General features: G+C 49.4%; 24 protein-coding genes. 15 read left to right on the forward strand and 9 right to left on the reverse strand.

The annotated features are described in order from the left end of the window. Positions 1 to 38 precede the first annotated feature (38 nt). The 9 genes from rsxA (at position 39) to gstA (ending at position 9,325) form a co-directional block, all read left to right on the forward strand. Positions 39 to 620, forward strand: coding sequence for an electron transport complex subunit RsxA (rsxA, locus tag M977_RS01285; RefSeq protein ID WP_034455395.1), 582 nt, complete (start codon positions 39 to 41; stop codon positions 618 to 620). Continuing rightward, positions 620 to 1,198 (forward strand): electron transport complex subunit RsxB, encoded by a 579-nt coding sequence (gene rsxB, locus M977_RS01290; protein WP_064511743.1) that lies wholly within the window; start codon positions 620 to 622, stop codon positions 1,196 to 1,198. Before rsxA ends, rsxB begins: the two co-directional genes overlap by 1 nt. Further along, positions 1,191 to 3,482, forward strand: coding sequence for an electron transport complex subunit RsxC (gene rsxC, locus M977_RS01295; protein ID WP_064511744.1), 2,292 nt, complete (start codon positions 1,191 to 1,193; stop codon positions 3,480 to 3,482). The genes rsxB and rsxC overlap by 8 nt, the downstream gene beginning before the upstream one ends. Then, entirely contained in the window at positions 3,483 to 4,532 is a 1,050-nt protein-coding gene (gene rsxD / locus M977_RS01300) for an electron transport complex subunit RsxD (RefSeq protein WP_064511745.1), read from the forward strand. It begins immediately after the preceding gene. Between the two features lie 9 nt (positions 4,533 to 4,541). Further along, positions 4,542 to 5,168: an electron transport complex subunit RsxG gene (rsxG, locus tag M977_RS01305; protein WP_064511746.1), complete on the forward strand. Its 627-nt coding sequence runs from the start codon at positions 4,542 to 4,544 to the stop codon at positions 5,166 to 5,168. Continuing rightward, entirely contained in the window at positions 5,165 to 5,854 is a 690-nt protein-coding gene (locus tag M977_RS01310) for an electron transport complex subunit E (protein WP_064511747.1), read from the forward strand. The genes rsxG and M977_RS01310 overlap by 4 nt, the downstream gene beginning before the upstream one ends. Then, positions 5,851 to 6,486, forward strand: a complete 636-nt coding sequence (nth, locus tag M977_RS01315) for an endonuclease III (protein WP_064511748.1) — start codon at positions 5,851 to 5,853, stop codon at positions 6,484 to 6,486. Before M977_RS01310 ends, nth begins: the two co-directional genes overlap by 4 nt. Positions 6,487 to 7,102: 616 nt before the next feature. After that, positions 7,103 to 8,611 carry a dipeptide/tripeptide permease DtpA gene (dtpA, locus tag M977_RS01320; RefSeq protein WP_064511884.1) on the forward strand — a complete coding sequence of 503 codons (1,509 nt, stop codon included), beginning with the start codon at positions 7,103 to 7,105 and terminating at the stop codon, positions 8,609 to 8,611. A gap of 111 nt (positions 8,612 to 8,722) precedes the next feature. Then, positions 8,723 to 9,325: a glutathione transferase GstA gene (gene gstA / locus M977_RS01325; RefSeq protein WP_064511749.1), complete on the forward strand. Its 603-nt coding sequence runs from the start codon at positions 8,723 to 8,725 to the stop codon at positions 9,323 to 9,325. Between the two features lie 44 nt (positions 9,326 to 9,369). Here the strand turns inward: gstA and pdxY are convergent, their stop codons facing one another. The 5 genes from pdxY to anmK form a co-directional block, all read right to left on the reverse strand. Then, positions 9,370 to 10,230 carry a pyridoxal kinase PdxY gene (pdxY, locus tag M977_RS01330; protein ID WP_064511750.1) on the reverse strand — a complete coding sequence of 287 codons (861 nt, stop codon included), beginning with the start codon at positions 10,228 to 10,230 and terminating at the stop codon, positions 9,370 to 9,372. Between the two features lie 99 nt (positions 10,231 to 10,329). Then, a complete protein-coding gene (tyrS, locus tag M977_RS01335; protein WP_064511751.1) occupies positions 10,330 to 11,604 on the reverse strand; it encodes a tyrosine--tRNA ligase in 1,275 nt (424 codons plus the stop codon). 142 nt (positions 11,605 to 11,746) lie between these two features. Further along, positions 11,747 to 12,403, reverse strand: coding sequence for a pyridoxamine 5'-phosphate oxidase (gene pdxH, locus M977_RS01340; protein ID WP_064511752.1), 657 nt, complete (start codon positions 12,401 to 12,403; stop codon positions 11,747 to 11,749). A gap of 182 nt (positions 12,404 to 12,585) precedes the next feature. After that, entirely contained in the window at positions 12,586 to 12,909 is a 324-nt protein-coding gene (gene mliC / locus M977_RS01345) for a C-type lysozyme inhibitor (protein WP_064511753.1), read from the reverse strand. A gap of 162 nt (positions 12,910 to 13,071) precedes the next feature. Next, a complete protein-coding gene (gene anmK, locus M977_RS01350) occupies positions 13,072 to 14,193 on the reverse strand; it encodes an anhydro-N-acetylmuramic acid kinase (RefSeq protein ID WP_064511754.1) in 1,122 nt (373 codons plus the stop codon). A 282-nt stretch (positions 14,194 to 14,475) separates the two neighbouring features. Between anmK and slyB the strand changes: the two genes are divergently transcribed. Beyond that, positions 14,476 to 14,943, forward strand: coding sequence for an outer membrane lipoprotein SlyB (gene slyB / locus M977_RS01355; RefSeq protein WP_064511755.1), 468 nt, complete (start codon positions 14,476 to 14,478; stop codon positions 14,941 to 14,943). A 104-nt stretch (positions 14,944 to 15,047) separates the two neighbouring features. Here slyB and slyA read toward each other — a convergent pair whose 3' ends face one another. Further along, on the reverse strand, positions 15,048 to 15,488 hold the full coding sequence (gene slyA, locus M977_RS01360; RefSeq protein ID WP_034455381.1) for a transcriptional regulator SlyA: 441 nt from the start codon (positions 15,486 to 15,488) through the stop codon (positions 15,048 to 15,050). Between the two features lie 174 nt (positions 15,489 to 15,662). Here slyA and M977_RS01365 point away from each other — a divergent pair, with 174 nt between their 5' ends. From M977_RS01365 to M977_RS01375, 3 genes are read left to right on the forward strand one after another with little or no spacing between them, the layout of a single operon-like run. Beyond that, positions 15,663 to 15,899, forward strand: coding sequence for a DUF1656 domain-containing protein (locus M977_RS01365; protein WP_064511756.1), 237 nt, complete (start codon positions 15,663 to 15,665; stop codon positions 15,897 to 15,899). A 3-nt stretch (positions 15,900 to 15,902) separates the two neighbouring features. Next, complete coding sequence (locus tag M977_RS01370) at positions 15,903 to 16,760, forward strand: efflux RND transporter periplasmic adaptor subunit (RefSeq protein WP_064511757.1); 858 nt, start codon at positions 15,903 to 15,905, stop codon at positions 16,758 to 16,760. 8 nt (positions 16,761 to 16,768) lie between these two features. Then, positions 16,769 to 18,790 carry an FUSC family protein gene (locus M977_RS01375; RefSeq protein ID WP_064511758.1) on the forward strand — a complete coding sequence of 674 codons (2,022 nt, stop codon included), beginning with the start codon at positions 16,769 to 16,771 and terminating at the stop codon, positions 18,788 to 18,790. 2 nt (positions 18,791 to 18,792) lie between these two features. Here the strand turns inward: M977_RS01375 and sodC are convergent, their stop codons facing one another. From sodC to M977_RS01390, 3 genes are all read right to left on the reverse strand, one after another. Further along, a complete protein-coding gene (gene sodC / locus M977_RS01380; protein ID WP_064511759.1) occupies positions 18,793 to 19,314 on the reverse strand; it encodes a superoxide dismutase [Cu-Zn] SodC in 522 nt (173 codons plus the stop codon). A gap of 81 nt (positions 19,315 to 19,395) precedes the next feature. Then, positions 19,396 to 20,292, reverse strand: coding sequence for an aldo/keto reductase (locus tag M977_RS01385; protein ID WP_034455376.1), 897 nt, complete (start codon positions 20,290 to 20,292; stop codon positions 19,396 to 19,398). Between the two features lie 57 nt (positions 20,293 to 20,349). Then, complete coding sequence (locus tag M977_RS01390) at positions 20,350 to 20,589, reverse strand: DUF1289 domain-containing protein (protein WP_064511760.1); 240 nt, start codon at positions 20,587 to 20,589, stop codon at positions 20,350 to 20,352. Positions 20,590 to 20,773: 184 nt separating this feature from the next. Between M977_RS01390 and eptA the strand changes: the two genes are divergently transcribed. Both eptA and M977_RS01400 read left to right on the forward strand, forming a co-directional pair. Further along, positions 20,774 to 22,402, forward strand: coding sequence for a phosphoethanolamine transferase EptA (gene eptA / locus M977_RS01395; RefSeq protein ID WP_064511885.1), 1,629 nt, complete (start codon positions 20,774 to 20,776; stop codon positions 22,400 to 22,402). A gap of 71 nt (positions 22,403 to 22,473) precedes the next feature. Continuing rightward, a complete protein-coding gene (locus M977_RS01400) occupies positions 22,474 to 23,073 on the forward strand; it encodes a TetR/AcrR family transcriptional regulator (RefSeq protein ID WP_064511761.1) in 600 nt (199 codons plus the stop codon). Positions 23,074 to 23,112: the final 39 nt, after the last annotated feature.

Here is a 23,112-nt window from a genome sequence, read left to right on the forward strand (position 1 = left end):
ACGATAATAGGCGGCTTTTTTTGTTTCAGGTCTCATTCATGACAGATTATCTGCTGCTCTTTGTTGGTACGGTTCTGGTCAATAACTTCGTATTAGTGAAGTTTCTTGGCCTGTGTCCGTTTATGGGCGTTTCCAAAAAACTGGAGACGGCTATTGGCATGGGGCTGGCGACCACTTTTGTACTGACTCTGGCGTCAATTTGCGCCTGGCTGGTCAATGAGTTGATCCTTATTCCTCTTGATCTGGTCTATCTGCGCACCCTGGCGTTTATTCTGGTGATTGCAGTAGTCGTGCAATTTACCGAAATGGTAGTCCGTAAAACCAGCCCGGCGCTCTATCGCCTGTTGGGTATCTTTTTGCCGCTAATCACCACTAACTGCGCGGTACTTGGTGTTGCGTTGCTAAATATCAATCTCGGTCATAACTTCCTGCAATCGGCACTTTACGGTTTTTCAGCAGCGGTAGGTTTCTCACTGGTAATGGTGCTGTTTGCTGCGATTCGCGAACGCCTTGCGGTAGCCGATGTTCCTGCACCTTTTCGCGGTAATGCCATCGCGCTTATCACCGCAGGCTTAATGTCTTTGGCGTTTATGGGCTTTAGCGGGTTGGTGAAGTTCTGATGAGTACTATTTGGATTGCTGTGGTTGCTCTGGGCCTGTTAGGCCTGATATTCGGGCTTATCCTGGGTTATGCCTCGCGCCGCTTTCAGGTCCAGGAAGACCCTATCGTTGATAAAATCGATGAATTGCTGCCACAAAGCCAGTGTGGGCAATGCGGCTACCCGGGTTGCCGTCCTTATGCGGAAGCCGTCGGCAATCAAGGTTCGAAGATCAATCTGTGCGCCCCTGGCGGTGAAGCCGTGATGCTAAAGATCGCCACGTTGCTTAACGTCGACCCGCAGCCGATTGAAGGCGATGCAGTAGCCCAGGAGCCTGTGCGCATGTTGGCGGTTATCGACGAACCCAACTGTATTGGCTGCACAAAATGTATTCAGGCCTGCCCGGTTGATGCCATTGTTGGCGCGACCCGCGCCATGCATACCGTTATTAGTGACCTTTGCACCGGATGCAATTTATGTGTCGACCCATGTCCTACGCGCTGTATTGAGCTACGACCGGTCGAAACCACCACAGAAAGCTGGAAGTGGGATCTGCAAACAATCCCGGTTCGTATCATTCCGGTGGAGCAACATGCTTAAGCTATTTACCCGTTTTAAAAAAGATAAAATCTGGGATTTCGATGGTGGTATTCATCCACCAGAAATGAAAACTCAGTCCAACGGCACGCCACTGCGCCAGGTTCCGTTACCGCAAAAACTGGTTATTCCTTTGAAGCAGCACATCGGTGCTGAAGGCGAACTGTGCGTAAAACCTGGCAATTATGTGTTACGAGGGCAACCTTTGACTCGTGGGCGTGGCCGTATGCTACCTGTTCACGCCCCGACATCCGGAACCGTAACCGCCATTGCCCCCCACTCCACTGCCCATCCTTCTGCGCTGGCTGAACTCAGCGTAATTATTGAAGCCGATGGTGAAGATAAGTGGATTGAGCGTGATGGCTGGCAGGACTACACATCCCGCAGCCGCGATGAGTTGATTACCCGCATTCACCAGTTTGGTGTTGCAGGCTTAGGTGGTGCTGGTTTCCCGACCGGGAATAAATTACAAGGCGGTGGCGATAAAATCGACACGCTGATTATCAATGCTGCCGAGTGCGAACCGTACATCACTGCCGATGACCGTCTGATGCAGGATTGCGCCGCGCAAATCATCGATGGTGTGCGAATTCTTGCGCATATTTTGCAACCGCAGCGCGTGCTAATTGGCATCGAAGATAATAAACCGCAGGCGATTTCTATGCTGCGTGCGGTGCTCTGCAACACACAGGGTATTGAACTGCGGGTGATCCCGACCAAATACCCGTCCGGTGGGGCAAAGCAGCTGACGCAAATTCTGACGGGTAAGCAGGTTCCACAAGGTGGCCGTTCCTCAGATATCGGTGTGCTGATGCAAAACGTCGGTACTGCGTTTGCGGTAAAGCGCGCCATTATCGACGGCGAGCCGTTAACCGAGCGCGTGGTCACGTTGACGGGCGGTGCAGTTCAACAGCCAGGTAATGTCTGGGCACGATTGGGGACCCCTGTTCGTCATCTGCTCGATTTTGCCGGATTCCGTCCAGGGCACGATCAGCAAGTGATTATGGGTGGCCCACTGATGGGCTTTAGCCTGCCTTGGCTGGATGTGCCAGTCGTCAAAATCACCAACTGTTTGCTGGCACCTAACGCCAATGAAATGGGTGAACCGCAAGAAGAACAGAGTTGCATTCGTTGCAGCGCCTGTGCCGACTCCTGTCCAGCAGATTTGCTACCCCAACAACTTTACTGGTTCAGCCGAGGCCAACAGCACGATAAAGCTCAGGCTCATAATCTTAAAGACTGCATCGAATGTGGTGCTTGTGCCTACGTCTGCCCCAGCAATATTCCGCTAGTGCAGTATTTTCGTCAGGAAAAGGCTGAGATCCGCGAAATCGAGTTGGAAGCCAAACGAACAGCTGAAGCGAAAGTACGCTTTGAAGCACGCCAGGCTCGTCTTGAGCGTGAAAAGGCTGCTCGTCTTGAACGCCATAAGCAGGCAGCTGTTCAACCGACAGCGAAAGACAACGATGCTATCCAGGCGGCCCTTGCCCGAGTGAAAAACAAAAAAGCTCAGGGTAGCGAGCCAATTGTTATTCAGCCAGGGAGCCTGCCTGATAACCAGCAGGTGATCGCGGCGCGTGAAGCGCGCAAAGCGCAAGCTCGGGCGCGTCAGGCAGAAAAGGAAGCGCAAGACAGTGCGACTGAGACTGCCAGCCCGGACCCACGCAAAGCGGCTGTTGAAGCAGCTATAGCGCGTGCCAAAGCCCGTAAAGCGGCACAATCGCATGAAACGGCAGCAGAAGCTGAAGCGGCTGAGGTCGAAACCATCGACCCTCGCAAAGCGGCCGTTGAAGCAGCTATAGCCCGAGCCAAAGCTCGTAAAGCGGCACAATCGCCTGAAACAACAGCAGATGCTGAAGCCGCTGAGGTCGAAACCATCGACCCACGCAAAGCGGCTGTTGAAGCAGCTATAGCTCGTGCCAAAGCCCGTAAAGCGGCACAATCGAATGAAACAACAGCAGATGCTGAAGCCGCTGAGGTCGAAACCATCGACCCTCGCAAAGCGGCCGTTGAAGCAGCTATTGCCCGTGCCAAAGCCCGTAAAGCGGCGCAATCACATGAAAAAACAGCAGATCCTGAAGCCGCTGAGGTAGAAACCATCGACCCTCGCAAAGCGGCCGTTGAAGCTGCTATTGCCCGGGCCAAAGCCCGTAAAGCGGCCCAGGCTGAACAACAATCTGTAGAAACACCTGCCGAAGAACAAGATCCGCGCAAAGCCGCGGTGGCTGCCGCTATTGCCCGTGTTCAGGCACGTAAAGCTGCGCTTCAAATGGCATCAGAGGAATAGATGGTTTTCAAGATAGCAAGCTCCCCTTATACCCATAACCAGCGCAGCACCTCACGGATTATGCTGCTGGTGACTTGGGCCACGTTGCCTGGCATGGCAATGCTTTGGTATTGGTTCGGCTGGGGTAGTCTGGTGCAAATAGCATTAGGCGTTCTGACTGCAGTTGCTGCAGAGCTGTTGGTACTTAAACTTCGCAAACAACCGCTGAGAATCCTCGGTGACAATTCTGCGGCGTTAACCGGTCTGCTGCTAGGGATGAGCATTCCACCATTTGCCCCGTGGTGGATGGTGGTACTAGGAACCGTTTTTGCGGTGATAATCGCAAAACAATTGTATGGCGGACTTGGTCACAACCCATTTAACCCGGCAATGGTCGGTTATGTGGTGTTGCTGATTGCCTTCCCGGTACAAATGACATCGTGGTTACCGCCACACACACTGGCTGCTACGGTTCCAGGCTTTGCTGATTCGCTGCACGTTATTTTCTCCGGCTCTACTCTGGCTGGCGACACTATGACGCAATTGCGCATGGGTATTGATGGGATAAGTCAGGCAACACCACTGGATACCTTTAAAACAGGCATGCGCGCCGGGCATTCCGCCAACGATCTGTTACAAGAGCCAATTTATAGTGGTGTACTGGCTGGTATCGGCTGGCAATGGGTTAACCTCGCGTTCCTGGCGGGCGGCCTGTTCATGCTTATCAAAGGTGCCATTCGTTGGCATATTCCAGTTAGTTTCCTGCTCACACTTGCGGTGTGCTCCACGCTCGGCTGGATGTTTGCTCCGGAAAAATGTGCATCTCCGCTGATTCATCTGTTTTCGGGTGCAACTATGCTGGGTGCATTTTTCATTCTCACCGACCCGGTAACGGCCTCGACCACCAATCGTGGGCGCTTGATTTTCGGTGCGTTGGCCGGATTACTGGTCTGGTTGATTCGTACCTTTGGTGGTTATCCGGATGGTATTGCTTTCGCCGTTTTGCTGGCAAACATCACTGTACCTTTGATTGATTATTACACCCGCCCACGTGCTTACGGGCATCGCTAAGGAACCGTCATGCTAAAAACGATGCAAAAACATGGCGTTACTTTGGCTCTGTTTGCGATATTGGCAACCGGACTAACTGCGGTCGTCAATGCCTTAACGAAAAACACTATCGAACAACAAGCTGTTGCCCAGCAGAAGCTATTGTTTGATCAGGTGATTTCGACCGATATCTATGACAACAATATTCAGGCCAGTTGTGTCGTCGTCAATGATTCACCGTTAGGCAAAAGCGAACGCCATATTTATGTGGCGCGTAAAAGTGAACAACCGGTTGCGGTTGTCATGGAAACCACCGCCCCTGATGGTTATTCTGGCGCCATTCAATTGCTGGTCGCGGCTGATTTTAACGGCAAAGTGTTGGGCTCACGTGTCACTGAACATCATGAAACCCCCGGCCTTGGCGATAAAATCGAAACACGTCTGAGTGACTGGATCACGCATTTTGCCGGCAAGACAATTCAAGGCAATGACGATTCAAGCTGGGCGGTAAAAAAAGATGGCGGTCAGTTTGATCAGTTTACCGGCGCGACCATTACCCCTCGCGCAGTTGTCAATGCGGTAAAACGAGCGGGATTATTCGCCAAAACACTGCCATCGCAAGTTGATAATCTTCCAGCCTGTGGAGCTCAACCATGAGCGAAGTAAAAGATATTGTCGTTCAGGGATTATGGAAAAATAACTCGGCTCTGGTGCAGTTATTAGGCCTTTGCCCACTGTTGGCGGTCACCTCTACTGCCACCAACGCTCTTGGCCTTGGACTTGCGACTACGCTGGTATTAGTGTTAACCAACAGTGCCGTATCTGCCCTACGTCGTTGGGTGCCGACAGAAATTCGTATTCCAATTTATGTCATGATCATCGCCTCGGTAGTTAGTACCGTTCAGATGCTGATCAATGCCTACGCTTACGGTTTGTATCAATCGTTGGGGATTTTCATTCCATTGATTGTTACAAACTGCATCGTTATTGGTCGAGCCGAGGCGTTTGCTGCAAAAAATAGTGTGCCGCTTGCCGCTTTGGATGGTTTAGCCATTGGCATGGGTGCCACCAGCGCAATGTTTGTTTTAGGCTCGTTGCGTGAAATCATTGGTAATGGGACGTTGTTCGATGGTGCCGATGCGCTGCTGGGGAGTTGGGCAAAAGTCCTGCGCATTGAAGTTTTCCACACTGATACCCCTTTCCTGTTGGCAATGTTGCCACCCGGCGCATTTATCGGACTGGGTTTAATGCTGGCAGTTAAGTATCTTATTGATGAAAAAATGAAAACGCGCCGCGCAGCGCAAGCTGCCGCAATGGAAGGTAATCCAGAGAAAGCGTTATGAATAAGAGTAAACGGTTAGAGATCCTCACGCGCCTGCGTGACAACAATCCTCACCCTACCACTGAGTTACAATTCAGTTCCCCCTTCGAATTACTGATAGCCGTGTTGCTATCAGCCCAGGCGACGGATGTCAGCGTCAATAAGGCAACGGCGAAGCTCTATCCTGTGGCTAATACACCACAGGCTATGTTGGATCTGGGTGTTGACGGTATTAAGTCATACATCAGAACCATTGGCCTTTTTAACAGTAAGGCCGAGAACATCATCAAGACATGCCGGATGTTGATTGAGCTGCATAACGGTGAGGTCCCCGAAGACAGAGCGGCACTCGAAGCATTGCCGGGCGTTGGTCGCAAAACAGCGAACGTGGTGCTTAACACTGCCTTTGGATGGCCCACTATCGCCGTAGATACTCATATCTTCCGTGTATGTAACCGCACCAACTTTGCTCCGGGCAAGAACGTTGAGCAGGTCGAGGAAAAACTACTGAAAGTGGTTCCGGCAGAATTTAAAGTCGATTGCCATCACTGGCTCATTTTGCACGGCCGTTATACCTGTATAGCTCGCAAGCCGCGCTGTGGTTCGTGCATCATTGAAGATCTGTGTGAATTCAAAGAGAAAGTCGATATCTAATCCCCTTCCCACCTGCTGCGTAAGTGGCAGGTTAGTTTCTTGTTCATTCCCACATCGCTGTCTGCCGCATCTAATGTATTGTTTTATTCTACGAATCATTACCGTTTCGGTTTAATCATGTGGTGAATAATCACCCCAACAGGTTAATCGTTTTTTTACGATAAGAATTTTCCATAACTATGTGACGCAGATCACACTGATAACTCAATGTTAAATTTAGGTCATAAAAATGAAACAAATAACCTCGCATTCCTCAGTGATTAGCTAACTTAAGCAGTACAATAGGCTGCACAAATCTTTACACCCCGCCCATATCACTACACATTCGACCATAAAGCAGAATATATAACTAAAATGAATTTTTTTTAGCATTACCAAAGAGAATAAATCGGCAAAGCGCATTTTGATAAAATTTAACGCTGAATAACAATTTGCTTTTTGGAGCTTTATTCCGCGAGAGATATATGTAACAGAGTATTACAAACCCCTTGCCTGAAGCCGCAGGATAGTGAACATTACCCGCCGTTTCCCCTTTCTTATAACTAAAAAAGCGAATGCCGCTGGCATGACGCTTAGAAAACTCCTGTTAAATTGGGATGTAAAAAAAGAGGTATATGTGTCGACTGCAAACAAGAAACCAGCAGAAAGCATTAGTCTGAATGCTTTCAAACAACCTAAATCGTTCTATCTGATTTTCTCTATCGAATTGTGGGAGCGTTTTGGCTACTACGGTCTGCAAGGTATTATGGCCGTTTACCTGGTCAAAATGCTGGGTATGTCCGAAGCTGACTCCATCACCCTTTTCTCCTCCTTCAGCGCACTGGTCTACGGAATGGTCGCTATCGGTGGTTGGTTAGGCGATAAAGTTCTCGGCACCAAGCGCGTCATTGTGCTCGGTACTATCGTACTGGCTATCGGTTACGCGCTGGTAGCTTACTCCGGTCACGATGTGGCTGTGGTGTATATGGGTATGGCGACTATCGCTGTGGGTAACGGTCTGTTTAAGGCTAACCCATCCTCCCTGCTTTCTACTTGCTACGATAAAGATGATCCGCGTTTGGACGGTGCATTTACTATGTACTACATGTCCATCAACATCGGTTCATTCTTCTCTATGCTTGCCACTCCATGGCTTGCAGCGAAGTATGGCTGGAGCGTTGCGTTCTCCCTGAGCTTCGTGGGTATGCTGATCACTCTCGTGAACTTTATGTTCTGTAAGAAGTGGGTCAAAAACCACGGTTCTAAACCTGACTTCCAGCCGGTGAATTTTGGCAAACTGGGCGCCACTATTGTGGGTGTTCTGGTGCTGGTTACTGCGGCAACCTGGCTGCTGCACAACCAAGGCATCGCACGTATGGTTCTGGGCGTAGTCGCTCTGGGCATCGTGATTATCTTTGCTAAAGAAGCTTTCGCAATGCAGGGCGCGGCTCGTCGTAAGATGATTGTTGCCTTCATTCTGATGGTTGAAGCAATTGTGTTCTTCGTGCTGTATAGCCAAATGCCAACCTCTCTGAACTTCTTTGCGATTCGTAACGTTGAGCACTCCATTCTGGGTGTGATGTTCGAACCTGAGCAGTTCCAGGCACTGAACCCATTCTGGATCATGATTGGTAGCCCGATTTTGGCTGCTATCTACAACAAAATGGGCGACCGCATGCCGATGCCGCACAAATTTGCGTTCGGTATGATCCTGTGTTCCCTGGCCTTCCTGGTGCTGCCACTGGGTGCGAAATTCGCATCTGATGCAGGTATCGTGTCTGTAAGCTGGTTGATTCTGAGCTATGCGCTGCAGAGTATCGGTGAGCTGATGATTTCCGGTCTGGGCCTGGCTATGGTTGCACAGCTGGTTCCACAGCGCCTGATGGGCTTCATCATGGGTAGCTGGTTCCTGACTACTGCTGGTGCTGCAATCATTGCAGGTAAAGTTGCGAACCTGATGGCTGTTCCAGAAAACGTAACCGACCCACTGCAATCACTGGCTGTATATGGTCACGTGTTCATGCAGATTGGTATTGCTACCGCTGTTATCGCGGTTCTGATGATGCTCACTGCGCCTAAGCTGAACCGTATGGCACAGCAGGTTGACGAAAAAGCTGAGACCTCTAAGGAAACAGCTACCGCGTAATGTAGCGGGGAACATGTTATTTTCAGCCGTTAGCTTTTATCGCTAACGGCTTTTTTTTTGCCCATATGCGCACTAACATAGGGTATCTTAGCGCCCCATAGGAGTTCAGTAATGAAACTGTATTATAAAGCTGGTGCCTGTTCCCTCTCCCCACACATTATCCTGCGCGAAACCGGTGTTGATTTCTCACTGGTGAAAGTCGATTTAGCCGCAAAGACAACCGAAGCTGGTGATGATTACCTTGAAATTAATGCCAAGGGCCAAGTCCCGGCACTGCTGCTAGACGATGGTTCACTGCTGACCGAAGGCGTGGCAATTGTGCAATACCTGGCAGATAAAGTGCCTGACCGCCAGTTACTTGCCCCTTCAGGTAGCATGACGCGCTACCACACGCTGGAATGGTTGAACTACATCGCCACCGAACTGCATAAAGGTTTCTCGCCATTGTTTAACCCGGCAACGCCTGAAGAGTTCAAAACCATTACTCGAGCAGCGCTTGAGAAGAAATTTAAATACGTTAACGAAGAGTTGAACGATAAACAGTGGCTGATGGGGCTGCGCTTTAGCGTGGCAGATGCGTATCTGTTTACTGTGTTGCGCTGGGCAGGCGCGGTCAAGTTAGACCTGGAAGGCTTGACCAATATCGATGCGTTTATGGAACGAATGAAAGCGCGTCCGGCTGTTGCGGCGGCTCTAACGGCTGAAGGGATTTAACGAGTCGGTAATTGAAAACGCCCTCTGTTAAGGGCGTTTATGTTTTATAGCTTCACCGCGGTGAAATAATGCTCTGGTTTCGCAATGCCTTCCTGGGCCGCAACCAGTTGCAGTTCGTACTCTTCCATTTTCTTCGTCACGACCATAATGTCATAAACCGCAGCAGTGACATGTTCCAGAGCCTCACGAAGCGTTGCACCCTGCAACAATTTAACCAACAGCAGACCACTGGTCACATCGCCAACGCCGACGGGCTGACGTTCGCCAAAATCCACCAGCGGACGGTGAATATGCCAGGCTTCGTCCGCAGTCACCAACAACATCTCAAAGCGATCCTGCTGATATGCCGCACGCGCAAGGTGTTTCACCAACACGATTTCCGGGCCTTTCGCGATGAGTTCTCTCGCAGTCGAAACCGCTTCATCAACAGAGTTAACCGCATGACCGCTCAGGATCTCAAGCTCAATCAGGTTTGGGGCAATAATATCACTGGCTGGCAACGCATAGCGCGTATGGAATTCGGCAACACCAGGGGCGACGATGCAGCCTTTTTCAGGATGGCCCATTACCGGGTCGCAAAAATACTTCGCCTGCGGATTGGCCTCTTTCGTTTTACGAACAATAGAAAGAATATGTTCGCCCTGCTCAGCAGAGCCAAGGTAACCACTCAACACCGCGTCACAACGTTTAAGCTGCCCGATGTCCGCAATTCCTTGCACAATGTCGCTTAGGTGGCTGGCAGGCATCACGCTACCAGTCCATTTTCCGTATTGGGTATGGTTGGAGAACTGAACAGTGTTCAATGACCATACATTGGCGCCCAGACGGCGCATCGGGAATTCGGCGGCACTATTGCCTGCGTGACCGAAAACCACATGGGACTGGATGGCAAGGATGTTTTTCATTTTTCTACTCGGATGGAACGATATTGGTTCTGGTTGTGTGTAAACAAATCGACTAAAAATAAAGGGCGTGGTTTCCCACGCCCTTCTGATCTTTCTTAATTACTTCCAGCAAACGAGGCAGTAATTTTTCTTACCCCGGCGCAGTAAGGTGTAGCGATTGAACAGAATATCGCTATCAGCAAAGGTATATTCCGGGTCAGACTGCTTCTCACCGTTGATGGTAATAGCATTTTGCGCGATGGTTTTACGCGCCTGACCACGAGATGGTTGCAGTTCGGAATCAACCAGAGCTTGTTGCAGATCAGCCCCACGATCCATTTCAACCATCGGTACACCATCCTGAGCCAGTTGCTCAAGGTCGGCTTCAGTCAAATCGCTTAGGTTGCCGTTAAACAGGCTGGCGGTAATACGTTTAGCCGCTTCAAGACCTTCTTCGCCGTGAACCAGGCGAGTCACCTGCTCTGCCAGTACGTACTGTGCACGTGGTGCAGTGCCGCTATTTTTATCTTCTTCTTCCAGCGCGTCGATTTCTTCGAGGCTCATGAAGGTGAAGAATTTCAGGAAGCGATATACATCAGAGTCAGCGGTGTTGATCCAGAACTGGTAGAACTTGTACGGGCTGGTTTTCTTCGGATCAAGCCATACTGCGCCGCCTTCGGTTTTACCGAATTTGGTGCCATCTGATTTAGTAATCAACGGCACAGTCAGACCAAACGCTTGTTGCTGATGCAGACGGCGAGTTAAGTCGATACCGGAGGTGATGTTACCCCACTGGTCGGAACCGCCAATTTGCAGCACAACGCCGTGCAGTTTGTTCAGGCATGCAAAGTCATAACCTTGCAGCAGATTGTAGGAAAACTCGGTAAAGGAGATACCTACATCGTCACGGTTCAGACGCTGCTTCACGGCTTCTTTGTTAATCATCTGGTTAACAGAGAAGTGTTTGCCGATATCACGCAGGAAGGTCAGCACGCTCATGCCGCCAAACCAGTCGTAGTTATTCGCCGCAACGGCTGAGTTTTCGCCACAATCGAAATCGAGGAACGGTGCAACCTGGCGGCGGATTTTTTCCACCCACTCTTGCACGGTATCTTCAGTGTTGAGTTTACGCTCAACGGCTTTAAAACTTGGGTCGCCAATCAGACCTGTCGCACCACCCACCAGTGCAACCGGTTTGTGGCCTGCTTCCTGGAAGCGTTTCAGGCACAGCAGTGGAACCAGATGGCCCAAATGCAAGCTGTCAGCGGTAGGATCGAAGCCGCAATACAGCGCAATTGGCCCTTGCGCCAGTCGCTGTGCTAACGCTTCTTCATCCGTTACCTGGGCGACTAAGCCCCGCTCTTGCAATTGTTTTATCAAATTGATGCCTGCCATCAAATTCTCCATCTATATACGACTGCACCTTTACCGGTACACGGTTTTTCGCCTGGTGGCGAAAGGAGTTAATTTCTTAGGGGACATATAATAGAGAGCTGGCACGTGGAGTACCAGCGCTTAACACAACAAATTCCCGATGCTACGGAGCCAGGCGGTCTATTTTCCAGGCTTCGCCTTCGCGCTGGTATAAAAAACGATCGTGCAGACGGTGTTCGCCACCCTGCCAGAATTCCATTTGCTCAATTGTTACGCGATAACCGCCCCAGAAGCTCGGCAGTGGAATTTCGCCTTGCTGGAATTTCTGTTTCAGCTCGAGGAATTTACTTTCCAGAATACCGCGCGCGGAAATACGGCTGGACTGTTTTGAAACCCAGGCGCCAATCTGGCTATCGCGCGGGCGACTGTGGAAATACTTCATCACTTCAAGAGTCGATAAACGCTCCGCTGTACCTAGTACCATCACCTGGCGATCCAGCATATGCCACGGGAAATGCAGGCTGATGCGCGGATTAGTTTCCAGATGATGTGCTTTGCGGGAACCGAGGTTGGTGTAAAACACCAAACCCCGGTCATCGAAATGTTTGAGCAACACAATGCGCTGATACGGCTGGCCGCTTTCATCAACGGTTGCCACGACCATCGCGGTAGGGTCGGCAAGTTTAGCATCACATGCCTGAGCTAACCATCGTTCAAACAAAGGCAGAGGTTGTTCGGTAAGATCATTGCGGCGCAAACCACCTTTGGTGTATTCGCGGCGCAAATGCGCAATTTGTTGCAAAGAGTCGTTATCAGACATGGCGTTACGTCAGGCAATTGTCAGGTGGAGCTATTGTGCGCTCCACCCTCAAAAATCTCTACTCAAAATAATTCAGGTTGCAGGCAGGCGGTAAACGAACGAGGCCCCAGGAGCTTACTTGAGTAAGTGGCTGGGGTGAGTAAGCGCAGCCAACGCCCCTGCAACTTGAAGTATGAAGAGTATCAATGTTTCGGATTTTGAAGCTGGCAATCATCCAGCACGACCGTGTCTTTGCGGTACACCGTTGCGGTATCACCCTTCGACCAGAATACATAAACACCATCGGTATAGCGCGCACCTGATGCGGACAAACCTTGTGTCAGCGACAAATATTCGTTGTCATAAACAAAGTTCACCATCTGCTTTTGGTTATTTAATTTAACGGTAAGCGGTTTTTCATCACACTGATATTGCAGAGTATCCGTCTGCATCTTCTCAACAAAGGTGTTGTAGTAGCTACATCCTGAAAGCATGAAGGGAATGGCGGCAATAAGTAGTTTTTTCATCTGCATGTCCTGAAGTTCTTTTTTTTATAGCGGGGGATAGTACCGTCCCCCATTACCTTCAGTTTAGAGATTTAGTGCGGTAGTGAATTTCAGTTAACTCTGATTATGCTCATCATAATTCAAGTTACCTTTTTATTGGCGACGTTCAGCCGCGCGAACTAATTAGGGTAAGTACAGCGGGTTGGCTGGGAAAATTGCGCCAATCACGCTTGCTGCAGACGCCCCAGTGACCGAAGGCAAGTTTCCTGGCAGACCTGACATAGTACGATAAGCAAGCCAGGCGAATGCCAGCGCCTCCATATCGTCACCGCTAATTCCGGCCTCATCTGTCGCCGTGACTTCGATACCTGGCAGCAACCCACTCAAACGGGCCATCAACAATGGATTACGGCTTCCACCACCGCATACCATCAGCCGCTCACAACCGCCGCTTAGCAATACTTGCTCTGAAATAGTAACAGCTGTCAGTTCCGTGAGCGTTGCCTGAATATCTTCACCAGCAAGCCCCGGGAATGCGGCTAACTGGCGCTCAAGCCATCCATAATTGAAATACTCACGGCCAGTGCTCTTTGGCGCAGGCATGGCAAAGTATGGATCGCTAAGCATCTGCTGCAATAATGGGAGAATGACTTTGCCGCTGCTCGCCCATTGGGCGTCTTTATCATACGCTTTACCGCGTTGACGCCAGATCCACGCATCAATAAGCATGTTTCCCGGGCCAGTATCAAACCCTCGAACTGGCTGTTCAGGGATAAGCAGAGAGAGATTAGCGATCCCGCCAATATTTAACACCATGCGATGTTCCGAGGGATGCGCCAGCAAAGCATGATGGAACGCAGGCACCAGCGGAGCACCCTGCCCACCCAAAGCCATATCCCGACGGCGGAAATCACCAACCACAGTCACGCCTGTACGCGCAACGATTTGATTGTTATCCCCAATTTGCATGGTATGCGCCGCTTCACCTTGTGGCTCGTGCCAGACGGTTTGCCCGTGGCAGCCAATTGCGGTGATATCTGTATAGGTAAGGCCCTGGTTGTTCATCAATGTCTGAACAGCTTCAGCAAATAATTTACCAAGGCGATTATCAAGTTGGCCGAGCTGAGAAAGGGTTAATGCCTGCCCCTGGCAAATCGCCAGAATGGCATTTTTTATCTCTAAAGGAATGGGATGGCTGTAACTTGCCTGTTGTGCAACAAGATGTTCATCAATCGCGGCCAGAACGACATCAATCCCGTCCAGGCTGGTGCCTGACATCACACCGATATAACGCCCTGATTTCATCTGTTACTCCTTTCGACTTACCAAATTGGGGATAAACTCAACCATAAACTAGCATTCTATGCGATGGTTACTTAATAATTTTTAACAAAAATACTCTATAAATAGGTATTGATGGCGCTATTACATTTATTTATGAATGGTTGATACTCGGTTAAGTGAGGCTTTTCTAATATGAATGCTATTAATAGTCTGAACTTATTTTAAATTCAGCACCTAAATACCATATAATTTAGCCATGAAGGATGCTCAGTTGAGCGTTTCAAGTGTTCAGGAGAGTCACAAATGATTTCACGTATACTGGTAGTCTCGTTAGTTGGGTTAACTCTGGCTGGTTGCGCTAACACCAGCTCACTTTCAGGCGACGTATATAGCGCTTCTGATGCTAAACAAGTACAAAGCGTCACTTATGGTACTTTGGTATCTGCACGCCCGGTTCAGATTCAGGCCGGTAATGATTCAAATGTGATGGGCGCAATTGGTGGCGCTGTGCTGGGTGGTTTCCTGGGTAACACTGTTGGTGGTGGTACAGGTCGTTCACTGGCTACCGCTGCGGGCGCAGTGGCAGGTGGTGTAGCGGGTCAGAGCGTTCAGGGTGCGATGAACAAAACTCAGGGCGTTGAACTGGAAATCCGTAAGGACGATGGCAACACCATTCTGGTCGTTCAGAAACAGGGTGATACCAAATTTACTGTGGGCCAACGTGTAAGACTTGCCAGCAACGGCAGCCAGGTTACCGTTTCGCCAAATTAATTATGAAGGGTGACTTGTTTACAGGTCACCCCTCTTCGCATCTTTGCTAGCCAAATAATCAAAACAGAAAACCTCACCGAATGATGAGGCTTACAATAAAAAACTTATTCTTTCGTCTGCAAATCAACGATATTTTTTTCCAGCCGATTTATCAAATTAAGCAACAGCGTCTGTTCTTCAGCGTTGATACCTAACAAAATTTCCTCGCGCGTTTTCTTGATAACCGTCTCCATCTCATTGATGATAGGCTCAGCACGCTCAGTGAGTTTGATGCGTTTTGCCCTACGATCATTCGCGCAGGTTTGACGAGAAATCAGCCCTTTCTCTTCGAGTTGATCAAGCGTTCTGACCAGTGATGGTTGCTCTATGCCGATCGCTTTGGCCAACTGAATCTGCGACTGCTCGGGCGGCAACTGATGAATATTATGCAGCGTAACCCAATGTGTCTGTGTCAATTCCAGAGGTTTCAGGCGATGGTCAATCAGAGCACGCCAAATGCGCACCAACCGTGCCAGATCTGATCCTAATGGCGATTCCAATTTCATCTCCTTATAATTAGCTTGCTAACTTATTATACTGATTTTAAACTATTGTGCAGGCTTTACTTGAAAAAACAAAATCCTTATTTTTGCTGATGTTATGCAACCAGCTATACTTTTAGTTTACATCTAAGTCTGGGGAAACGGCAGTCTTCCCGCTATTTTAAAGGATTATCTGACGTGAGCTTCAATTTTTTAACATCAGGGCTACCTCTTCAGGACCTGGTGTTTGGCGCTTCTATCTATTTCCCTCCTCTTTTTAAAGCGGTTATCGTCGGCTTTTTTACCTGGTTAATTTTGCATCACCTGCTGCGTGACTGGATGTATTCCGGCGAGATCTGGCATCCAACGTTGATGGATTTGTCATTATTCTCGCTGTCTGTTAGTGCAGCCCTTGTAATTCTGGTGGTGTGGTAAAGCATGAATATGAAAACAATAAAGTACTTTTCCACGCTAGTGATTTTCGCAGCAGCCATAATTGTTGGCTGGCTGTTATGGAATTATTACATGCAATCCCCCTGGACGCGAGACGGGAAAGTCCGGGCGGAGCAAGTCAGCATCACACCGCAAGTGTCCGGAACGATAACTCAGCTGAATATTGAAGATAACCAGTTCGTCAAAGCGGGAACGGTTCTATTCACCATTGATGCAACGCCTTATCACATCGCGCAGCTTAATGCCGAGGCGCAACTCGCTCAGTCTCAGTCCGAACTGTCAAAAGCCAGCAATGAAGCGAATCGCCGCAAAAACCTGCCACGCAACTACATTTCCGCCGAGGATATGGACACGGCAAATATTAATGTCAAAGCCGCGCAAGCTGCCGTAAAAGCCGCTGAAGCTACCGTTGAACAGGCGAAATGGCAGATTTCTCAAACAACAGTTACCGCTCCTGTTGATGGCTGGGTAACCAATCTTTCAACGCGTACCGGTAATTATGCGACCTCAGGACAGCCCGTATTTGCGCTGGTCGACAGCCATTCTTTCTATGTCGTGGGGTATTTTGAAGAAACCAAACTGCGCCATATTCATCCCGGTGATCTAGCAGAAATTGTGCTCTATAGCGGGAATGTGCCGTTATCAGGCAAGGTGCAAAGTATTGGCCGCGCCATTTATGACCAAAGTGTTGAAAGCGACAGTGATTTGGTGGCGGATATCAAACCCAATGTGCCCTGGGTGCGCCTTGCTCAGCGCGTGCCTGTGCGCATTCAGCTAAACCAAATCCCACAAGGTATTACGCTGGTTTCCGGTACCACCTGCACCGTTTCAATTAAACACTGAATCAAGCGATGAAACTCTCGTCACTGGCATGGAAAAACACGCCCTGGGGGAAAGCAAACGCCGGGCAATGGCGTTATGCCCTGCGTAATGCCATTGCGATGTGCCTCGCATTAACCATCGCTTACTACCTGGATTTAGATGAACCTTATTGGGCGATGACCTCAGCAGCGGTCGTCAGTTTCCCCACTGTTGGTGGCGTGGTCAGTAAAAGTCTCGGACGAGTCGCCGGTAGCCTGATTGGCGCGATGGCATCTTTGATTATTGCGGGAAACACACTTAACGACCCCTGGTTGTTTACCTTTGCGATGGCATCCTGGCTCGCACTCTGCACCTGGAGCTCCAGCCATTTCCAGAACAACGTAGCCTATGCTTTTATGCTGGCGGGCTACACCGCTGCGATCATCGCTTTCCCGATGGTCAATACCGTCGAAACAACCCAGCTTTGGGATATCACTCAGGCACGAGTTTGCGAGGTAATAGTCGGGATTTTGTGCGGTGGATTTATGATGATGGTGCTGCCCAGTACTTCAGATGGCACCACCCTTCTTAGTGCGTTGCGAAATATGCATGCACGGTTGTTAGAGCACGCATCAATGTTGTGGAAACCAGAAACCACAGATGCCATTCGAACTGCGCACGAAGGTGTCATTGGGCAGATTCTAACCATGAATCTATTGAGAATTCAGGCGTTCTGGAGCCATTACCGCTTCCGCCGTCAGAATAATTTGCTCAATTATTTAATCCATCAACAATTACGTCTGACCAGCGTAATCTCAAGCCTTCGACGTATGCTAATGAACTGGCCAAATCCTCCGGAAAACCTGTGGCCGGTTCTTGAAGCATTGATTAATGAGCTGGCGCGGGAAGGCACCCATAAATATACCGTTGCCCGACTGTTGCAACAGATTGCCCCTGGGCCCGAAGCTGATTACCGTCATCAGGCATTCTGGCGGCGCCTGCGTTATTTCTGCTGGTTGTATCTGAACAGTAGCCGCTGGTTGCGTGAACTGGAAAATGCCTCCCCGGTTTCACAACTCACCCCGCCAAAAACGCCGCCGCTGGCACGACATACCGATAATACCGAAGCATTGTGGAGCGCGTTACGTACCTTTTGCGTGATAACCGTAACCGGAGCATGGTGTATTAACACTCAATGGGACGCCGGGAGTGGCGCATTGTTGTTGGCGGCGATCAGCTGCGTGCTCTATTCGTCGGTCGCCTCACCGCTTAACTCACTTACGCTACTGATGCGCACCCTGTTATGGCTGTCGTTATTCAGCTTCCTGGTCAAATTTGGCCTGATGGTACAGATCACCGATCTCTGGCAATTCCTGATTTTCTTGTTGCCGCTGCTGGCGACAATGCAACTGCTGAAACTGCAACAACCCAAGTTTGCAGGGCTGTGGGGGCAATTAATTGTTTTCATGGGGTCATTTATCGCCGTCACTAATCCACCGGTTTATGACTTAGCTGATTTCCTCAATGACAATCTGGCAAAAATCATTGGTGTCGGTCTTTCTTGGGTTGCGTTTTCAGTTCTTCGCCCAGGCTCCGACACACGTAAAGGCCGCCGTCATATTCGTGCCTTGCGGCGCGGTTTTGTCGATCAGTTAAGCCGTAAGCCGCAGCACTCTGAGAACCAGTTCGAATCGCTGGTTTATCACCACATCAGCCAATTAAGTAACAGTAAAGATGAAGTGGCGCGTCGCTGGTTGCTGCGCTGGGGAGTGGTTTTACTCAATTGTTCTCATGTGGTGTGGCAATTACGAGTATGGGAAACACGCTCCGACCCGCTCTCACAAGTGCGCGATGTGTGTATTCATACCTTGAGGGATGTCATGAGTGAGCGCGGAGTACAACAACGCTCGTTAGCAACCACGTTACAGGAATTGCAGCGAATGTCTGAGACACTCGCACATCATCACAATCCGGCAGCACGCGAGCTTGCGGGAATTATCTGGCGGCTCTACTGCTCACTTTCACAGCTTGAACAAGCGCCACCTGCCGGAACTCTGGCAGGCGGCCACTGATTTTATTGAATGACACCGCAAGCGTAACGTGCTCCACCACCACCAAGTGGTTTGGGTTGATCGGACATATTATCGCCGTCAACATGCACCATCAGTGCTTTGCCTTTTACTTCATCGAGCGTTTTCAGGCGCGGCGCTGTGACCGGTTCGGTAGCACTTCCATCGTTATCGACCACAAGTACAGGCAAATCACCCAGGTGTCCAACACCCATCGGCCCCATGTGTTTTCCAGTATGATCAGGATCCAAATGGCCACCAGCGGCCTCTGCAGCTGAAGGTTTGCCAGCTTTCATTGCAGGTTCACAGCTGCCATTGGTGTGAACATGAAAACCATGTTCGCCTGGAGGTAGAGTTCGGAGATCGGGCGCAAAGACCAGCCCTTTATCGGTTTCGGTGATTTTCACGGTACCAAGAGAGTGGCCAATCCCTTTTGGCGTGACGAGATTCATTTGAACTTCGGTACTCGCAGCCTGAACAGCCGCACAGCTAAACAGCGTTAAAAAAGCCAGACTTATTCGCTTCATATTAACTCCCGGATTCACGTTCAACCTGTTAAGCATAGGTCAGACAGGTTGAATCCTCCGGGAGATAACTGTTTTTGCGGGTTAAGGCACGTCGTAACCCAATGCAGCTTTACGGATACGGAACCACTGCTGGCGGCTCATATCCAGGCTTAAGGAATGAATTGCTGAACGCACGCGTTCGATTTTACCGGAACCGATGATTGGCAACGGTTTAGACGGCAGTCGCATCACCCACGCGTATACCACCTGTTCGATAGTTTCCGCGCCGATTTCATTTGCGACGGCTTGCAGCTCATCACGCAGCGGCTGGAACGCTTCGTCGTTAAACAGGCTACCGCCACCCAGGCATGACCATGCCATCGGATGTATGCGCAACTGTTGGCATTGGTCCAGCGTACCGTCGAGAATAGTAGGCTGATGAACCGGCGAGATTTCTACCTGATTGGTCGCAAGCGTGAATGGCAAACGCGATTGCAACAAAGCAAACTGCGCAGGGGTAAAGTTTGACACGCCAAAGTGACGCACTTTTCCACTCTGATGCAGCGAAGTGAAGGCTTCTGCAACTTCATCAGCATCCATCAAAGGATCAGGGCGGTGGATCAACAGAAGATCGAGATAATCGGTTGCCAGGTTCTCGAGCGATTTTTCAGTCTGGCTGATAATGTGTGATTTATCGGTAATGTAGTGACCCAGTGCGTGTCCTGGGTTTGCCGTAGTGGCAATACCGCACTTGGTGACAATTTCCATTTTGGACCGCAGGTGCGGTGCCAGGCGCATCGCTTCGCCAAATGCAGCTTCACACTGGTAACCGCCATAAATATCGGCGTGATCAGCGGTAGTAATCCCTAAGTCGACATGCTCTTCAATAAAGCTGGCTAGCTGTGGCGCGGACATGTTCCACTCCATCAAACGCCAATACCCCATGACCAGGCGTGAAAATTCCGGGCCCTGCGGGGAAATCGTAATGCGCTGTACCATAAAGCCTGTCCTCAGTAGTAAACGAATTCTGCGACTGAGTATAACGGCATCAAGGAATTAAAAAAGTGAGGGTTGTTGGGGTTCTTCAGGGGGAATGGTCTTGTTTGCTCGCAATTTACGCACTAACCGCTGGCGGCATAACCGCAGCACTTCTTGTTTTTGCCCATCGCTTAATTGCTGCCACTGAAATCGTTCATCACGGCTACGCATGCAGCCGCGGCAAAAACCGCGTTCATCTGACTGGCAGATCCCACGGCACGGGCTTTGAATTGGGAAAAATTCTAACTGTTCAGACACCCTCACACCTCTTTCGTCGCATTGCTTCAATTGAAGCCCGACAAATAAAATGTTGCAAGCGGTGCGGTAAATATTCTTAATGCTTGTCCCGCAAACAAAGATATGAATGAATTTTTGAAACTAAGGTTCACCTAATCTTTATTCATTAGTCTGTGCGCATTCTTTATGATCTTTTATGGCTGTTATGGAATCCCTGAAAAAGTTACAGTGTAACGATTCTAAATTTAATATTTGCTGTGCACTCTTCTTCACATTAATCAATTTCTTGTTCATAAAACGCACCTGGGAAATCATTGCTCCAGTTTCATTCCATAGCTGGCTCTTCGCAATTTCTGTACCGGTGGTGCTGTTCAGCGCCTGGTTAACTATTTTCAGCATGATAAACCTGCCGTGGTTGCGTAAACCTGTGCTGGTAATACTGATAATTGGCTGTGCTGCCAGTAACTATTTTATGTACACCTACGGAGCCGTCATCGACAAAAACATGATGACGAACGTTTTTGAAACCGACTCCCAGGAAGCCGTATCACTGATTACTCCGCAGTTGCTTATTTGGCTCAGCATTGCGGGAATCGTGCCTGCACTCATCCTGGCATCAATCAAAATCAAACCTTCACGTTGGTGGTATACCCTCCTGACTCGGTTGGTAGGCGTTTTGGCTGGGTTGTTGATTATTATTCTTGTCGCATCCGTATTTTATAAAGACTACGCCTCACTGTTCCGTAACAACAAAGGGGTGGTAAAAATGGTGACTCCTGCCAACTACATTAGTGCGATAAGCCGCTACAGCTTGACCCGCTGGTTTGCCGGCGATCAAACGCTGGTAAAAATTGGTGAAGATGCGAAAAAAGGCACGTTGATTAGCCAACAGAAAAAGAAAACTGTAGTTGTCTTTGTTGTTGGAGAAGCCTCGCGCGCTGAAAACTATTCACTGAATGGTTACACCCGTGATACCAATCCTGAACTGAAAAAACGCGACGTTATTTATTTCCCTAACGCATCATCTTGCGGTACTGAAACGGCTATATCCGTTCCATGTATGTTCTCTAATATGCCACGCAAAAATTACGATGCATCGTTGGCTCGTCACCAGGAAGGGTTGCTTGATGTCATGGCACATGCAGGTATCAATCTGCTATGGCGTGATAATGATGGCGGCTGTAAAGGAGCTTGTGACCGTATCCCGCATACCGATATGACACAGTGGAATTTAGACGCGTTGTGCAAAGACAAATCCTGTTGGGATGACGCGATTCTACATCGCTTTGGTAACGTGCTGGATGGTTTGCAGCAAGACTCCGTCATTGTATTGCATCTGATGGGTAGCCATGGTCCGGCCTACTATCGCCGCTATCCGGATAAATTCCGCAAGTTCATACCAACGTGTGACAGTAACCAGATTCAGGATTGCGATCGCCAGTCGCTCATCAATACCTATGACAACACCATTTTGTACACCGATGATATTGTTAGCCGCACCATCGATGAACTGAACGCACATGGCGACAAATTCAATACCGCACTGGTCTATCTTTCTGACCACGGTGAATCGCTGGGTGAAAACGGTATTTATCTGCACGGCACGCCCTATATGCTGGCACCTTCGCAGCAAACGCACATTCCGTTCCTATTCTGGCTATCGAAAGATTACCAACGAAATTTTGCCGTCAATGCTGATTGCCTGGCAAAGAAAGCGGTTGCTGTACAAGTTTCTCAGGATAATATTTTCTCAACGCTGCTGGGAATGATGGATATTAAAACCTCAGAATATCAATCTAATATGGATATTCTTGCCACATGCCGTAAAGCCTGACTCTTCATGCGGCAGGAAAATCTGCCGCATGAGCCTTGCCTTAGACCGACTGGTCTATTACAGTCTTCCCCATGAACAGACATCCTGAACATGACACTCGTGAACACCTCCTTGCTACCGGCGAGCAGCTTTGTCTGCAACGCGGGTTTACTGGCATGGGATTGAGCGAGCTGTTAAGCACAGCTGAAGTACCGAAAGGCTCGTTTTATCATTACTTTCGGTCAAAAGAAGCGTTTGGCGTGGCGATGCTTGAGCGTTACTACACTGCTTATAACCTGCGTTTACAGCAGCACTTTTCCCACGATAGCGGTAATTATCGAGAAAAGTTGCTGGCCTGGTACCAGGAAACGGTGACATGGTTTTGCCAGCACGGCAGCTTGATCAGTTGTTTAACGGTAAAGCTTTCGGCTGAAGTGTGTGATCTTTCAGAAGATATGCGAGCGGCTTTGAACAAAGGTGCCGCAAAAATTGTCTCCCAGATTGCAGATGCACTGGAAAAAGGTGATGCCGAATCAAGCCTGAAATTAACCGGTTCAGCGTTAAGCCAGGCCCAGGTAATTTATGCTCTGTGGCTAGGAGCAAGTCTTCAGGCGAAGATTTCACGTAGCGCGGTACCGCTAGAATGCGCCCTCGCCCACGTAACTCAATTATTAGCGGAGCCTGTCTCCTGATAGGCTTTTATTTAATTCAGTACTTTTTATTTAATCAAA

The organism is Buttiauxella gaviniae ATCC 51604, assembly GCF_001654835.1.
In the GTDB taxonomy this organism is placed as follows: Bacteria; Pseudomonadota; Gammaproteobacteria; order Enterobacterales; family Enterobacteriaceae; genus Buttiauxella; species Buttiauxella gaviniae.